Raw genomic sequence first — 14,926 nt, forward strand, 5'->3', positions numbered from 1 at the left:
CTCAGTCCTCGATCGCCGCGTGCTCCCGCGAGAGCATGAGATAGGTGTCGGCATTGCGACGGATGCCCGCCACCTCGTCGTCCGTGAGCGCGCGCCGCACCTTCGCGGGCACGCCGGAGACGAGCGATCGGGGCGGCACGACGGTGTCCTCGAGCACGACCGCGCCCGCCGCGACGAGGGACTCGCTGCCGATGACCGCCCGGTTGAGCACCGTCGCGCTCATGCCGATGAGGCAGTCGTCCTCGATCGTGCAGCCGTGGAGTACGGCGGCGTGGCCGACGCTGACCCGTCGGCCGACGATCGTCGGCGTGCCCGGGTCGCAGTGCACCGTCACCGAGTCCTGGAGGTTGGAGTCCTCCCCGAGGACGATCGCGGCGCGATCGCCGCGGAGCACGGCGCCGTAGAAGACGCTCGCGCCCGGGTGCACCGTGACATCGCCGATGAGCACCGCCGTGGGGGCGATCCACGCCCGCTCGTCGACCGCGGGCTCCCTGCCGAAAATGCGCCGTCGCATCCCGCCTCCTCGCTCTCGCCTCCAGTCAACCAGACGGGCCCTTCTAGAATGGGCGGATCATGGCGACCTTCGGCACCCTCTCCGACCGGCTGACTCAGACGTTCAGCGCCCTCCGCACGAAGGGCAAGCTGAGCCCGGCCGACGTCGACAAGACCGTCCGCGAGATCCGGCGCGCGCTGCTCGACGCCGACGTCGCGCTGCCCGTCGTCAAGGACTTCACGAATACGGTCCGCGAGCGCGCGCTCGGCGACGAGGTCAACAAGGCGCTCAACCCCGCGCAGCAGGTCGTGCAGATCGTCAACGAGGAGCTCGTGGCGATCCTCGGCGGCGAGCAGCGTCGCCTGGAGTTCGCGAAGAACCCGCCGACCGTCATCATGCTCGCGGGCCTCCAGGGCGCCGGCAAGACGACCCTCGCGGGCAAGCTCGCCAAGTGGCTCAAGGGCCAGGGCCACACCCCCCTGCTCGTCGCCGCCGACCTCCAGCGCCCCAACGCCGTCACGCAGCTGCAGGTCGTCGGCGAGCAGGCCGGCGCCGCGGTGTTCGCCCCCGAGCCCGGCAACGGCGTCGGCGACCCGGTGCGCGTCGCGAGGGACGCCGTCCAGTTCGCCCGGACGCGCCTGCACGACGTCGTGATCGTCGACACGGCCGGCCGCCTCGGCGTCGACGCCGAGCTCATGACGCAGGCCGCGAGCATCCGAAAGGCCGTCGACCCCGACGAGGTGCTCTTCGTCATCGACGCGATGATCGGTCAGGACGCGGTCGCCACGGCCCAGGCCTTCCAGGAGGGCGTCGACTTCACGGGCGTCGTGCTGTCGAAGCTGGATGGCGACGCGCGCGGCGGTGCCGCGCTCTCCGTCGCCTCGGTGACCGGTCGCCCGATCATGTTCGCCTCGACGGGCGAGGGCCTCGACGACTTCGAGCCCTTCCACCCCGACCGCATGGCGAGCCGCATCCTCGACCTCGGCGACATCCTCAGCCTCATCGAGCAGGCGCAGAAGGCCTTCGACCAGGACGAGGCCCAGAAGGTCGCTGAGAAGTTCGCGACCGACAGCTTCACCCTCGAGGACTTCCTCGCCCAGATGCAGCAGCTCAAGAAGATGGGCTCGATCAAGAGCATGCTGGGGATGCTCCCCGGAGCCCGCGGCATGCGCGAGCAGCTCGACAACTTCGACGAGAGCGAGCTCACCCGCACTGAGGCGATCATCCAGTCGATGACGCTCGCCGAGCGCCGCACGCCCAAGCTCCTCAACGGCTCGCGCCGCCTGCGCATCGCGCGCGGTTCGGGCACGACCGTGACCGAGGTCAACGCCCTCGTGAACCGCTTCGAGCAGGCGGCGAAGATGATGAAGACCGTCGCCAAGGGCGGCGTGCCGAACGTCCCGGGCATGGGGCCCATCCCGGGCATGGGCGGCGGAGGCGGAGCGGCGAGCGCGCGCAAGGCCGCGGCGAAGAAGAAGGGCAAGGGCGGCTCCAAGTCGGGCAACCCCGCCAAGCGCGCGGCCGAGGAGGCCGCTCGCGCTCAGGGCGTGCGCCCCGCCGGTGCGGCGGCCGGCTCGGGCTTCGGGCTCGGAGGCCTCGGCGGCGCCGGGGGAGCGGGCGCCGCGGGCGGCACCGAGCCGACGCCGGAGGAGCTCGCCGCTCTGCAGAAGTTCCTCGGCCGCTAGCGCGTCCGAGCGGAGTCCCGCCAGGCGCGCCAGGCGCCCGTCGACCACAGCGCCCACGCGACGAGGACGGGCTGGAAGAGCAGCCGGATGCCCCGCGCGACATCGGTGTCGAGACCGAAGCCGTCACGACCTTCGGTGAACTGCGCGATGTTGCCGGGGAAGATCGCGAGGAAGAACAGCGCCGTCGCCCAGCCGACGGCGACGCGCCACTGCCCGAGCACGATGAGAGCGAGGCCGAGCCCGATCTCTACGACGCCGGAGCCGAGCACGACGAGGTCGGCGTCGACCGGCAGCCACGGCGGCACCTGGGCGAGGAACTCCTCGCGCCCGTAGGTCAGGTGGCTGACGCCCGCGAACGCGAGCGCGCCCCCGAGGGCCCAGCGCGTGAGTCGCTGCGGCCAGCTGGTTCCGGGCTCCCGTGCGTCACTCATCGCTCGATTCTGGTGCGGCGCGCCCCTGCCGCGGCTGGGAGCCGCGCGTCGACTTAGGGTGAAGCCATGAGCCTCCCCGCCGCCGCGGAGTCCGCCGTCGCGACCGCCGCCGCCGTGCGCGCCGGCGCAACCACGGCCCTCGCCGAGACCCGTGCCGCCCTCGCCCGCATCGCCGCGCTCGACCCGCAGCTCGGCGCCTTCCAGCTCGTCCGCGCCGAGCGCGCGCTCGCGGAGGCCGCCGAGGTGGATGCGCGCCTGGCGGCGGGGGAGGACCTCCCGCTCGCGGGCGTGCCGATCGCGATCAAGGACAACATCCCCGTCGCGGGCGAGCCGATGCTCGAGGGCAGCGCCGCGACCAGCGCCGCGCCGAGCCTGGCCGACCACGAGGTCGTCGCGCGGCTGCGCGCCGCGGGCGCCGTCGTCGTCGGCCTCACGCGCGTGCCCGAGCTGTGCGTGTTCGGGACCACCGACTCCGTGCACGGCACGACGCGCAACCCCTGGAACCCGACCCGCACCGCCGGCGGCTCCTCCGGCGGCTCGGCCTCCGCGGTCGCGAGCGGCATGGTGGCGGTCGCCCACGCGGCCGACGGCATGGGCTCGATCCGGATCCCCGCCGCCAATTGCGCTCTCGTGGGGCTCAAGCCCGGCGCGGGGCTCGTGCCCGCGGAGATGGGCGCCGACAGCTGGTTCGGGATGAGCGAGAACGGCCCGCTCGCGACGACCGTGGCGGATGCCGCTCTCCTGCTCGCGGTCATGGCGGGCCGCCCCGCCCTCGCCGACGTCGCGCCGCCCGACCGCCGTCTGCGCATCGGGCTCGCCCCGGGCATCCCCACCCCTCTCGCCCGGCTCGATCCGCGCTGGGAGGCGGCCGCCCGTCGCACGGCCGCCACGCTCGCCGCGGCGGGGCACGAGGTCGTCGAGCTCGCCCTTCCCTACCCCGCCGACCCGCTTCCGGTGCTCGCGCGCTGGTTCGCGGGGGCCGCCGCCGACGCCGCGCATCTCGGGCTCGACGACCGCCTGCTCGAGCCGCGCGTGCGGGCGCACGTCCGGGCCGGGCGCGTGCTCGAGCGCCTCGGCGCCCTGCGGCCCGGCCCCGTCGACCGGCTGCGGGCTCGCGTCACTGCGGCGACCGCCGATGTCGACGTCGTGCTGACGCCGGCGCTCGCGCAGCCGGGGCCGGATGCCGAGGGCTGGCACCGGCGCGGATGGATCGCGAACCTGCGCTCCAGCATCGGGTACGCGCCCTACGCCGCCCTGTGGAACCTGCTCGGCTGGCCGGCCGCGGTCGTTCCCGCCGGGTGGCACCCGGAGGCGGCCGTGCCGCTCGCGGTGCAGCTCGTCGCCCGCCCGGCCGCGGACGGCGCGGGGGAGGCGCTCCTGCTCGCCGTCGCCGCCGAGCTCGAGCTCCTCGCGCCCTGGGAGCGCACCGCCTCCCCGGCGGCGTCGACCGTAGTCTGAGGGCATGACCATGCGACCCATCCGCATCGGGGTTCAGCTGCAGCCCCAGCACGCGCCGTACGAGCTCATCCGCGATCGCGTCACCGAGCTGGAGGAGCTCGGCGTCGACATCGTCTTCAACTGGGACCACTTCTATCCGCTCTACGGCGAGCCCGACGGCCTGCACTTCGAGTCGTGGACGATGCTCGCGGCGATCGCCGAGCAGACGAGCCGCATCGAGCTCGGCGCCCTCGTCAACTGCAACTCGTACCGCAACCCCAACCTGCAGGCCGACATGGCCCGCACGATCGATCGCATCAGCGCCAAGGGAACCGGCACGGGCCGCTTCATCTTCGGCACCGGCTCCGGCTGGTTCGAGCGCGACTACGCCGAGTACGGCTACGAGTTCGGCACGGTCGGCTCGCGGCTCAACGATCTCGCGCGCGACCTGCCGATCATCCGCGACCGGTGGACGAGGCTCAACCCGCCGCCCACGCGCGACATCCCCATCCTCATCGGCGGCGGGGGCGAGAGGAAGACCCTCCGCATGGTCGCCGAGCACGCGAGCATCTGGCACAGCTTCAGCGACGCCGAGACTCTGGAGAGGAAGCTCGGCATCCTCGCCGGCCACTGCTCCGACGTCGGTCGCGACCCCGGCACGATCGAGATCTCCGTCGAGCTCGGGCGGAAATCGTCAGCAGAGGCTGACGAGCTGCGCGGCCTCGGGGCGAGTCTCTTCACGATCGGGCTCACGGGGCCGGACTACGACCTCGCGCCCGTGCGCGACTGGCTCGCCTGGAGGGACGGCTCGCGCTGAGCATCCGTCGCCCGCGGCCCCGATCGCGGTCGCGAATGCGGGCGGTAGGCGACCGCCCGCGGAATCTGCAAGAATAGGCGGTCGAGTGCTCGCGCGCCCGACCCTCTAATCAGGCCAGCGAGCAACCCTTCCGAGCTTTCGCGCCGAGTGTGCCCCACGCAACCGGCGTCGACTCACCCCGTTCACACTTCTGGAGAATCGTGGCTGTCAAGATCCGTCTCAAGCGCATGGGCAAGATCCGTGCGCCGTACTACCGCATCGTCGTCGCCGACTCGCGCACCAAGCGCGATGGTCGCGTCATCGAGGAGATCGGCAAGTACCACCCCACCGAGGAGCCCTCGGTCATCGAGGTCGACTCGGCCCGCGCGCAGTACTGGCTCAGCGTCGGCGCCCAGCCGACCGAGCAGGTCACCGCGCTGCTGAAGCTCACCGGCGACTGGGGCACGTTCAAGGGCGAGAAGGGTGCGAAGAGCACCGTCCGCTACGCGGAGCCGAAGGAGGCGTTCCAGTTCGACGCCGCCAAGAAGCCCGTCCTGAAGCCCAAGGCCGAGAAGAAGGCCGAGGAGGCCCCCGTCGCCGAGGCGCCCGCCGAGACCGAGTCGGCCGAGGCCGAGGTCGTCGAGGCCCCCGAGGCCGTCGAGGCGGAGGCCCCCGCGGCCGACGCCGCCGAGGCCGACAAGGCCTGACGCATCGTGCTCGCTGACACGCTGGAGCATCTGGTCAAGGGGATCGTCGATCACCCTGACGATGTCGCTGTCGTCGCGCAGAGCACGGGTCGCGGCGAGGTCCTCGAGGTGCGCGTGCACCCCGAGGACCTCGGCCGCGTCATCGGCCGCGGCGGACGCACCGCCAAGGCCCTGCGCACCGTGATCTCGTCGCTCGCCGACGGTCGCCGGGTGCGCGTCGACGTCGTCGACACCGACGCCTAGGCGATCGTGGCCGAGGTGAAGATCCCCCGTCCCGACGCGTCGACCCAGCAGCTGCGGGTCGGCCGCCTCGTGAAGGCGCACGGGCTCAAGGGCGCCCTCAAGCTCGAGCTCTACACCGACGACCCCGATCGTCGGTTCACCCCGGGAGCCGTCTTCACGCTCCAGGTTCCGACGAGCTCGCCCTGGCACGGCTCGACGCTGACTCTCGCCGAGCTGCGCTGGTACAACGGCCAGCCGGTCGGCTTCTTCGAAGGCGTCGCCGACCGCACGGCCGCCGAATCGCTCGTCAAGGCGATCCTCTGGATCGACCAGGACGCCGAGGAGGAGCCGGAGGAGGACGCCTGGTACGACTTCCAGCTCGTCGGTCTCCGCGCGCAGCGCGACGGCGAGGAGGTCGGTCGCGTCGTGCGCGTCGAGCACTTCCCCGCGCAGGACCTCCTCGTGATCGACACCGGCGAGCGCGAGGTTCTCGTGCCCTTCGTGTCGGCGATCGTGCCCGCGGTCGACATCGCCGCCGGCGTCGTCACCATCACTCCGCCGCCGGGGCTCCTGGAGGACCTCCCGGAGGAGGCGGCCGCGCCGGTCGACGCGCCGGAGCCGCAGGACGAGGATGCGCCGCAGCACGCGGGCGCGGACGAGGCGGACGCCGCCGAGCCCGAGGAGCGCGAGCTCTAGGCTCGAGCCGTGCGCGTCGACATCGTCACGATCTTCCCCGAGTTCTTCGGGGTCCTCGACGTGTCCCTGCTCGGCAAGGCGCGCCAGACCGGGCTCATCGAGGTGCGCGTGCACGATCTGCGCGACGCCGCCCACGACCGTCACCGCACCGTCGACGACACCCCCTACGGGGGCGGTGCCGGAATGGTCATGAAGCCCGAGCCCTGGGGCGAGGTGCTCGACGGCCTCGTGACGGAGCGCTCGACGCTCATCGTTCCGAGCCCGGCCGGGCATCCGTTCACGCAGGCGACGGCCCGCGAGCTCGCGACGCGCGGGCACCTCGTCTTCGCCTGCGGGCGCTACGAGGGCATCGACCAGCGGGTGATCGAGCACTACGCTGACCGCATCGAGGTTCACGAGGTGAGCCTCGGCGACTACGTGCTCAACGGCGGGGAGGTGGCGGCGATGGCGATCATCGAGGCCGTCGGCCGACTCGTGCCCGGTGTCATCGGCAACCCGGCGAGCCTGGAGGAGGAGAGCCACGAGTCGGGCCTCCTCGAGTACCCCAGCTACACCAAGCCCGCCGTGTGGCGCGATCGGGCCGTGCCCCCCGTTCTGCTGAGCGGGAACCACGGCGCGGTCGACGCGTGGCGCCATGAGCAGCGGCTCGAGCGCACGCGCCGGGTCAGACCCGACCTGATCGGCGGGGAGTGACCATGGGCGAGCGGATCTGGATGCTCGCGCAACCCCTCATCGCGGCCCTCGCCCTCACGGGGTTCGCCGCTGCGACCGCCTTCCAGGCGGCCGATCGCACCGACCTCATCCCCTCGGTCCAGGCGCTCATCACCGCCTCGTTCGTCTACCCGGGGCTGGCGCTGTCGATGATCGTCAATCAGACGATCGTGATGGGTCGGCGGCCTCGTCGGCTGACCACGGTCGAGAAGATCCTCGTCACCGGCCAGTTCCTCATCGCGGGCCTGCTCGCCCTCACCTCGCTCGAGCCCGGCGCCCTGCTCCTGGGCTTCCTGCTGTGGCCGCTGCTCATCGTCGGCGCCGTCGCGGCGTGCTGGACGATGGCAGGAACGACCGTGCGCGAGCGCCGTGCGCATCGAGCGCCGCGCGAGCTCGGGGGCGAGCCGCGCCCCGACCTCGACGACCACCCGGGCACGGGCGGCGTCGTCTCGGTCGCCCCGCGGGTCTGAGCGGGCTCAGCCGCGGGCGGTGAGCACGAGCGGGCCGTCGGCCGTGATCGCGACGGTGTGCTCCGCGTGGGCGGCGCGCGCGCCGGTGCGGCTCCGCAGCGTCCAGCCGTCGGCGTCGGTGTAGATCTCGTCGGTGTCGTGGATGAACCACGGCTCGATCGCGATCACGAGGCCCGCCTTGAGCTTGAGCCCGCGTCCGGCGCGGCCGTCGTTGGGTACGTGCGGGTCGCCGTGCATCGTGCGGCCGACGCCGTGCCCGCCGAAATCGAGGTTGACCAGCAGACCCGCGTCGTGCGCGACGTCGCCGATCGCGGCCGAGACATCGCCCATGCGGTTGCCGGGCCTCGCGGCCGCGATGCCCGCCGCGAGCGCGCGCTCCGTCGTGGCGATGAGCCGGGCATCCTCGTCGCGGGGAGTGCCCACGATCACGGTCGTCGCCGAGTCGCACACCCAGCCGTCGACGGAGGCCGCGAAGTCGAGCGAGAGCACGTCGCCGTCGCGCAGCGCGTAGTCGAAGGGGAGCCCGTGCAGGGCGGCGTCGTTGACGGAGGTGCAGATGACCTTCCCGAACGGCGAGCCGCCGAAGGAGGGGTGGTAGTCGATGTAGCAGCTCTCCGCGCCCTCGGCCCGGATCATCTCGTGCGCCAGCGCGTCGAGCTCCAGGAGGGTGACGCCGACCGCGGCGGCGCGGCTCGTGGCCTCGATCACGCTCGCGACGAAGCGTCCGGCGGGGCGCATCTGCTCGATCTCGTCGGGGGTTCTCAGTTCGATCATCAGGACCTCGGCTGGGGCTGCTCGGCCGGCAGCGGGATGTTCGTGGTCAGGTAGTCGGTGCACAGGCGGCGCGTGGCCTCGATGAAGCGCTCGTCGCCGTCCTTGTCGAGCTGGAATGCGCGACCGAGCAGCCCGCTCGCCATCTCGATCGCGACCTCGACGTGGAAGACCACCTCGTCGTCGGGCTCGAAGTCGTACGTCTCGCCGATCTGGCGGGCGAACTCGCGGGCGAGGATCGAGTTGTTGCTGAGCTCGGGGTTGAGGAAGCGCTGGTCGATGACGTCGCCGAACCGCAGCGCGCGGAAGCCGGGCTCGTCGCGGTTCATCTCGATGAAGATGTCGAGCGTCCGGTCGAACGAGCTCCACGGGCCGGGCGGGGAGCTCGCGACGTTCTCCTGCACCCGCTCGACGTAGCGGTCCATGTTGCGCACCGCGAGCGCGCGGAGGAGGGTCTGGATGTTGGGGAAGTAGCGGTACACGACGCCGACCGAGCTCTTCGACTTCTTGGCCACGGCGCTCGTCGTGACCCCGTCGATGCCGCCCTCGTCGATCAGCGCGGCGGCGGCGTCGAGGAGGGTCTCGATGCGCTCGGCGCTGCGCTGCTGGATCGGCTCGGTGCGCATGACGACCTTGTCGGTCGCGAGCGTCGGTTCCTGCGTTTCGTCGGTCATCGACGACATCTCCCCCTCAGAAGCGGTCGCGGCGGGTCGCGGCGGGCGCGGATCTCGCGGGATTGGCCGGACGGCGCCCAGTATGGCATCATTTCACTTTGTGCCTCGGCACGGTTCTGCCACAGGGGAGCCGTCGTTCCACGGGGCGAGAACCACTCTTCGGATACCACATTCCTACCGCGATCGACCTGTGGCGGTGGCAGAGAGCGAACAGCCATGCACATCCTCGACCACGTCGACGCGGCCAGCCTGCGCACCGACATCCCCGACTTCCGCGCCGGCGACACCGTCAAGGTGCACGTGAACATCGTCGAAGGCAACCGCTCGCGCATCCAGGTCTTCCAGGGCGTCGTCATCGGCCGCTCGAACGAGGGCGTCCGCGAGACCTTCACCGTCCGCAAGGTCAGCTTCCAGGTCGGCGTCGAGCGCACCTTCCCCGTGCACTCTCCGGTCATCGACCACATCGAGGTCGTCACCCGTGGCGACGTCCGCCGCGCGAAGCTCTACTACCTGCGCGGTCTGCGCGGCAAGAAGGCCAAGATCAAGGAGAAGCGCGACAGCTAGGCTGTCGAGCGACTCTCGACACGGGCTCCGTCGGTCTCCGACGGAGCCCTTCGTCGTCTCATCGGGATGCCCGGCGCGCCTCGATCGGAATCGAGAGCCGAGCGCCGCCTAGACTGGACGCGAGGCACAGGGGAGTCATGACAGAGAACGCAGCGCAGCCGACGGACGCGGCATCCCCGCCCTCCGACGCCACCGCGCAGACGGTCGACGCACGGACGAGTCGTCGGCGCGGGATCCTCCTCTTCCTGCGCGACGTGGTCATCATCGTCGGCGTCGCCCTGCTGATCTCCTTCCTCATCAAGACCTTCCTGATCCGGTCGTTCTACATCCCCAGCGACTCGATGATGAACACGCTCGTGCGGAACGACCGCATCATCGTCAACCAGCTCGTTCCCGAGGTCGTGCCGATCGAGCGCGGCGACGTCGTCGTGTTCCGCGACCCGGGCGGGTGGCTCAACCCGGCTCCGCAGCCGGAGGCGCCGCCCCTGCAGGCGGCCCTCGACTGGCTCGGCGCGATCGTCGGCATCTCGGCCCCCGACAGCGACGAGCACCTCGTCAAGCGCGTCATCGGGCTGCCGGGCGACCGCGTCGTGTGCTGCAACGACCTCGGCCAGATGAGCGTGAACGGCGTGCCGCTGGAGGAGCCCTACGTGCGCCTGCCCGCCGGGTCGACGGCCGTGAGCGCCGACGACTTCCAGGCCGAGGTCCCCGCGGACTCGCTGTGGGTCATGGGCGACAACCGGTGGGACTCCGCCGACTCGCGCTACAACCGCGACACGTTCACCGAGGGCTTCGTGCCCTTCGACGACGTGGTCGGGCGCGCGGTCGTCATCAGCTGGCCTATCGACCGCTGGACCTGGCTCGACAACTACCCGCTCGTCTTCGACGGCGTCGGCGACGCCCAGGTGCCGGCCGAGTAGCGGTGCCTCCCGCCGACCCCACGCTCGACGTCGAGCGCTCGCTCCTCGAGGCGGGCGCGCCCGTCGTCATCGGCATCGACGAGGTCGGTCGCGGCGCCATCGCGGGCGTCGTCGCGGTCGGCGCGTGCGCGATCGTCTCGGTGGCGGATGCCGCTCCCGCGGGCCTGCGCGACTCAAAGCTCCTCAGCGCCTCTCGCCGGGCCGCGGTCGAGCCGCTCGTCCGCTCCTGGGCGCTCGCGGTCGCCGTGGGCGAGGCCGAGCCGGCCGAGGTCGACGCCCTCGGCATCGTCGCCGCGCTGGGCCTGGCGGGGCGCCGCGCGCTGATCCGGCTCTTCGAGCAGGGCGTCGACGTGGCCGCCGCCTCCGTCATCCTCGACGGCAGCCATGACTGGCTCACCCCCGAGCTCGTCTCGCCGCCGCGGGTGATCACGCGCGTCAAGGCCGATCGCGACTGCGCGGCCGTGGCGGGAGCATCCGTCGTCGCGAAGCAGCACCGCGACGCGCTCATGATCGCCGACCACGAGCGCTGGCCCGTCTACGAGTGGGCCGGCAACAAGGGCTACGGCAGCGCGGGCCACTTCGCGGCGATCGCGGAGCACGGAGCGACCGAGCGCCACCGCCGCACCTGGCTGCGCTCGGTGCCGCCCGCCGCGGTGACCCTGCCGATCTCGGTCTAGACTGCGTGCGATGGACGACGACGAATTCGAGGACTACGACCGCGAGGTCGAGCTCGCCCTGTACCGCGAGTACCGTGACGTGGTCTCGCAGTTCCAGTACGTGGTCGAGACCGAGCGGCGCTTCTACCTCGCCAACGAGGTCACCCAGGTGGTGCGCGAGGTCGCCGGCGACTTCTTCTTCGAGCTCACGCTGACCGACGTGTGGGTGTGGGACGTCTACCGCAGCGATCGCTTCGTCAAGAGCGTCAAGGTGCTGACCTTCAAGGACGTCAACGTCGAGGAGCTCGGTAAGAAGGAGCTCAAGCTCCCCAAGGAGCTCGCGCTCGACGAGTAGCGTCGCCGCTCCTCCCCATCGCCGCCCTCCGGCGCGCTCGCCCCTGATCGCGCACCGCCCGCCTCGCCGGTGCGGCTGCCCGGCCATCCTCCTTGCCAGGAGGAACCGATGGCACGCAAGGACGTACTGGGTCGCACGGGCGAGCAGCTCGCGGTCGACCACCTGACCGACCAGGGCTACGAGATCGTCGAGCGCAACTGGCGCTGCTCCGCCGGCGAGATCGACATCGTCGCGAGGGATGCCGCGACGACCGTGATCGTCGAGGTCAAGACGCGAGCGGGGCTGGGCTTCGGGCACCCGCTCGACGCGATCACGCCCGTCAAGCTCGCCCGGCTGCGGCGGCTCGCGGGTGCGTGGTGTGCCGAGCACGAGCCGGGCGGGCGGGTTCGCATCGACGCCGTCGCCGTGATCGCGGGCCGCGACGGCATCACGATCGAGCACGTGCGGCAGGTGTGCTGATGCCCGTCGCGCGCACGCGGGCCGTCGCCCTCACCGGCGTGGACGGATCGCTCGTGGAGATCGAGGCCGACCTCGCCAACGGGCTGCCTGCCTTCACCATCATCGGGCTGCCCGACACCGCCCTCGGCGAGGCGAAGGACAGGGTGCGGTCGGCCGCCTCGAACTCGGGGGTCGAGCTGCCCGCCCGACGGGTCACCGTCAACCTCTCGCCCGCCTCGCTGCCCAAGCACGGCTCGGCGTTCGACGTCGGCATCGCCGTGGCCGCGATCGCGACGACGGGGCTGCTCGCGCTCGACCACGTCGCGGAGACCGTGCACATCGGCGAGCTCGGGCTCGACGGCCGGTTGCGCCCGGTCGCGGGCGTGCTGCCCGCGGTCCTCGCCGCGAAGCGCGCCGGGGCGCGGCTCGTGGTCGTGCCGTGGGGCAACCGGGCGGAGGCCGAGCTCGTGCCGGGCATCCGCATCATCGCCGCCGCGACGCTGCGCGACGTCCTCGCCGTCCACGGCGCCGACATCGACCCGCCGGCCGAGCCGGTCGCCCCGATCCCGTCGCCGCCGGTCGTCGAGTCCCGCTCGAGCGAGGGCGATCTCTCCGACGTCATCGGCCACCCCGAGGCGATCGAGGCGCTGCAGGTGGCTGCGGTCGGCGGCCACCACCTCATGATGCTCGGGCCGCCCGGGGCGGGGAAGACCCTGCTCGCGTCGCGACTGCCCGGGCTGCTGCCCGACCTCGACGCCGACGCCGCGGTGGAGGTCTCGTCGGTCCGCTCGCTCGCCGGGCTCGGGGTCGGCGAGGGCCTCGTGACGCGCCCGCCCCTCGAGGCGCCGCACCACAGCGCGACCACGGCCTCGCTCGTCGGCGGAGGCAGCGGGCTCGTGCGCCCCGGCGCGATCTCGCGCGCCGCCCACGGGGTGCTCTTCCTCGACGAGGCGCCGGAGTTCCCCTCCGCGGTTCTGGACGCGCTGCGTCAGCCGCTCGAGACGGGTGAGATCACCATCCACCGCGCTCGGTCGGTCGCGCGCTTCCCCGCGCGCTTCCAGCTCGTCCTGGCCGCGAACCCGTGCCCATGCGGGCAGGCGGGCACCGGCGACGCCGAGTGCACGTGCACTCCCCACGCGCGGCGACGCTATCTCGCGCGGCTCTCCGGGCCCCTGCTCGACCGCGTCGATCTCCGGCTCACCGTGCGTCGCGTCGGCGCCGTCCAGCTCACGGGCGCCGAGGGTGGGGCCCTCACGACGGCGGAGGCCCGCGCTCGCGTCGTCGCCGCTCGCGCCCGCACCCGCGAGCGCTGGGGCGCCGAGGGCTGGTCGCTCAACGCCCACGTGCCCGGCACGCCGCTGCGCAGCCCGCGCTGGCGCCTCGCGCCACCCGACCGCGCCGCGCTCGACCGCGCCCTCGAGCGCGGCGGGCTGACGATGCGCGGCTACGACCGCGTGCTCCGCGTGGCGTGGAGCATCGCCGACCTCGAGGGCGACGACCGCCCGCGCGCCGACCACGTGGGTCGGGCGCTGTTCCTGCGGAAGGGGATCTGATGATCGACTGGGGCCTGCCCGAGAGCGCCGTCGCGGCTCTGCTGCGCGGCGTGGGGCGCGAGGATGCGCTCGAGCGCGCGTCGAGCGGCGGAGGCGACGGCGGCGACGGCGCAGGAGCCGCCCACGAGGCAGGGGCAGATCGCGACGAGGTGCTGGCGCGAGCGCTGTGGAGCGTCATCGTCGAGCCGGGGGACGGCGCCGCGGGAGTCCTGATCGGCGCCGTCGGCGCGGTGGAGGCGGCGCGCCTCCTCCTGGAGAGCCCCGCCCCGGCCACGATCGCCGCCGCGACCGACGGCGAGCTCGCCGGGGCCGCCGCGGAGCGCGCTCTCGGTCGATGGCTGCCCCGCCGACGTCAGTCGGATCTCGTCCGGGCGCTGGAGTCTGCGGCCCGAGTGCGCGCCCGACTGGTCATCCCCGACGATGCCGAGTGGCCGATCGCGCTCGATGACCTCGGCGAGTGCGCACCGATCGCCCTGTGGGCGCGGGGCGAGGCGGGTCTGCTCTCGCGGCAGGGCGTCGCGCTCGTCGGCGCTCGGGCGGCGACCGGCTACGGCGAGCACATCGCCATGGAGCTCGCCGCCGGCGCCGTTCGACAGGGGGCGACGGTGGTCTCCGGCGGCGCCTACGGCATCGACGGGATGGCCCATCGCGCCGCGCTCGCGTCGAGCGGCGACACGATCGCCGTGCTCGCCGGGGGTGTGGACCGCCTGTACCCGGCCGGCCACGAGGCGCTGCTCACCCGCATCGCCGAGCAGGGGGTCGTGGTGAGCGAAGCGCCGTGCGGCACGGCGCCGACGCGCTGGAGGTTCCTGCAGCGCAACAGGAGCATCGCGGCGCTCGCCGGGGCCACGGTCGTCGTGGAGGCGGGGCTCCGGTCCGGGGCGCTGAGCACGGCGCGCCACGCTCTCGGGCTCGGCCGGCCCGTCGGAGTCGTCCCCGGCCCCGTGACCAGCGCCTCGAGCGCCGGGTGCCACGCGATGCTGCGCGAGGGCCCGGTCGTCTGCATCACCGGCGTTGCGGAGCAGATGGAGCTGCTGCACGGGGGTCTCGGGCTCGGTCTAGGTCACGGCGCGGGAGGTCATGTCGCCGGCGACGCCGACGGCGCACCTCGCGCCGCCCCCGACCCTGACGGCATGGTCACGCGAGTGCTCGACGCGCTCCGACCGCGCCGTGCCCAGACCGTCGACGAGCTCGCTCGCGCGGTGGGCGAGTCCTCGGCGCGGATCCGCAGCGTGCTCGGCGTCCTCGCGCTCGAGGACCGCGTCGCCGCGAAGGCCGACGGCTGGGTGAGGTGCGCGGAACCGGGGAGAACGCGAACCGCGTTCACGGCGAAGGAGTAGCCTGCTC

Annotated in this window: 19 protein-coding genes; 15 read left to right on the forward strand and 4 right to left on the reverse strand. The window is 72.8% G+C overall.

What is annotated here, in order from left to right; all coding sequences use genetic code 11:
• Position 1: 1 nt before the first annotated feature.
• Positions 2-514, reverse strand: a complete 513-nt coding sequence (locus ASC54_RS06385; protein WP_055897458.1) for a gamma carbonic anhydrase family protein — start codon at positions 512-514, stop codon at positions 2-4.
• Positions 515-573: 59 nt separating this feature from the next.
• Here ASC54_RS06385 and ffh point away from each other — a divergent pair, with 59 nt between their 5' ends.
• Positions 574-2,178, forward strand: a complete 1,605-nt coding sequence (gene ffh, locus ASC54_RS06390) for a signal recognition particle protein (RefSeq protein ID WP_055897460.1) — start codon at positions 574-576, stop codon at positions 2,176-2,178.
• On the opposite strand, the gene ASC54_RS06395 is transcribed toward ffh, so the two are convergent.
• Complete coding sequence (locus ASC54_RS06395) at positions 2,175-2,609, reverse strand: hypothetical protein (protein ID WP_055897463.1); 435 nt, start codon at positions 2,607-2,609, stop codon at positions 2,175-2,177. The genes ffh and ASC54_RS06395 overlap by 4 nt on opposite strands.
• 66 nt (positions 2,610-2,675) lie before the next feature.
• Between ASC54_RS06395 and ASC54_RS06400 the strand changes: the two genes are divergently transcribed.
• From ASC54_RS06400 to ASC54_RS06430, 7 genes are all read left to right on the forward strand, one after another.
• Positions 2,676-4,067 (forward strand): amidase family protein, encoded by a 1,392-nt coding sequence (locus ASC54_RS06400; RefSeq protein WP_055897467.1) that lies wholly within the window; start codon positions 2,676-2,678, stop codon positions 4,065-4,067.
• A gap of 4 nt (positions 4,068-4,071) precedes the next feature.
• Positions 4,072-4,863: an LLM class F420-dependent oxidoreductase gene (locus ASC54_RS06405; RefSeq protein WP_055856190.1), complete on the forward strand. Its 792-nt coding sequence runs from the start codon at positions 4,072-4,074 to the stop codon at positions 4,861-4,863.
• Positions 4,864-5,063: 200 nt separating this feature from the next.
• Positions 5,064-5,549 (forward strand): 30S ribosomal protein S16, encoded by a 486-nt coding sequence (gene rpsP, locus ASC54_RS06410; RefSeq protein ID WP_055897470.1) that lies wholly within the window; start codon positions 5,064-5,066, stop codon positions 5,547-5,549.
• Positions 5,550-5,555: 6 nt separating this feature from the next.
• Positions 5,556-5,792 (forward strand): RNA-binding protein, encoded by a 237-nt coding sequence (locus ASC54_RS06415; protein WP_055897472.1) that lies wholly within the window; start codon positions 5,556-5,558, stop codon positions 5,790-5,792.
• A gap of 6 nt (positions 5,793-5,798) precedes the next feature.
• Positions 5,799-6,467 (forward strand): ribosome maturation factor RimM, encoded by a 669-nt coding sequence (gene rimM / locus ASC54_RS06420; RefSeq protein WP_082514895.1) that lies wholly within the window; start codon positions 5,799-5,801, stop codon positions 6,465-6,467.
• Between the two features lie 9 nt (positions 6,468-6,476).
• Entirely contained in the window at positions 6,477-7,160 is a 684-nt protein-coding gene (gene trmD, locus ASC54_RS06425) for a tRNA (guanosine(37)-N1)-methyltransferase TrmD (protein WP_055856184.1), read from the forward strand.
• A 2-nt stretch (positions 7,161-7,162) separates the two neighbouring features.
• On the forward strand, positions 7,163-7,648 hold the full coding sequence (locus ASC54_RS06430) for a hypothetical protein (protein WP_055897476.1): 486 nt from the start codon (positions 7,163-7,165) through the stop codon (positions 7,646-7,648).
• Positions 7,649-7,654: 6 nt separating this feature from the next.
• On the opposite strand, the gene map is transcribed toward ASC54_RS06430, so the two are convergent.
• Positions 7,655-8,422: a type I methionyl aminopeptidase gene (gene map, locus ASC54_RS06435; protein WP_055897479.1), complete on the reverse strand. Its 768-nt coding sequence runs from the start codon at positions 8,420-8,422 to the stop codon at positions 7,655-7,657.
• Entirely contained in the window at positions 8,422-9,093 is a 672-nt protein-coding gene (locus ASC54_RS06440) for a TetR family transcriptional regulator (protein ID WP_162242498.1), read from the reverse strand. The genes map and ASC54_RS06440 overlap by 1 nt, the downstream gene beginning before the upstream one ends.
• A 216-nt stretch (positions 9,094-9,309) precedes the next feature.
• Here ASC54_RS06440 and rplS point away from each other — a divergent pair, with 216 nt between their 5' ends.
• The 7 genes from rplS to dprA all read left to right on the forward strand — a co-directional run bounded on the left by rplS (position 9,310) and on the right by dprA (position 14,919).
• Positions 9,310-9,657, forward strand: a complete 348-nt coding sequence (gene rplS / locus ASC54_RS06445; protein ID WP_055856171.1) for a 50S ribosomal protein L19 — start codon at positions 9,310-9,312, stop codon at positions 9,655-9,657.
• Between the two features lie 137 nt (positions 9,658-9,794).
• Complete coding sequence (gene lepB, locus ASC54_RS06450; RefSeq protein ID WP_055856169.1) at positions 9,795-10,577, forward strand: signal peptidase I; 783 nt, start codon at positions 9,795-9,797, stop codon at positions 10,575-10,577.
• Positions 10,578-10,579: 2 nt separating this feature from the next.
• Positions 10,580-11,254: a ribonuclease HII gene (locus ASC54_RS06455; RefSeq protein ID WP_055897484.1), complete on the forward strand. Its 675-nt coding sequence runs from the start codon at positions 10,580-10,582 to the stop codon at positions 11,252-11,254.
• A 10-nt stretch (positions 11,255-11,264) separates the two neighbouring features.
• Complete coding sequence (locus ASC54_RS06460; RefSeq protein ID WP_055856165.1) at positions 11,265-11,588, forward strand: DUF2469 family protein; 324 nt, start codon at positions 11,265-11,267, stop codon at positions 11,586-11,588.
• Between the two features lie 108 nt (positions 11,589-11,696).
• Positions 11,697-12,047 carry a YraN family protein gene (locus ASC54_RS06465; protein WP_055856163.1) on the forward strand — a complete coding sequence of 117 codons (351 nt, stop codon included), beginning with the start codon at positions 11,697-11,699 and terminating at the stop codon, positions 12,045-12,047.
• Positions 12,047-13,579 (forward strand): YifB family Mg chelatase-like AAA ATPase, encoded by a 1,533-nt coding sequence (locus tag ASC54_RS06470; protein ID WP_055898070.1) that lies wholly within the window; start codon positions 12,047-12,049, stop codon positions 13,577-13,579. The genes ASC54_RS06465 and ASC54_RS06470 overlap by 1 nt, the downstream gene beginning before the upstream one ends.
• The gene (gene dprA, locus ASC54_RS06475; RefSeq protein ID WP_082514896.1) at positions 13,579-14,919 is read left to right on the forward strand and encodes a DNA-processing protein DprA; all 1,341 of its coding nucleotides are present in this window, start codon (positions 13,579-13,581) and stop codon (positions 14,917-14,919) included. The genes ASC54_RS06470 and dprA overlap by 1 nt, the downstream gene beginning before the upstream one ends.
• Positions 14,920-14,926: the final 7 nt, after the last annotated feature.

It is taken from the genome of Yonghaparkia sp. Root332, from assembly GCF_001425665.1.
GTDB lineage: Bacteria > Actinomycetota > Actinomycetes > Actinomycetales > Microbacteriaceae > Microcella.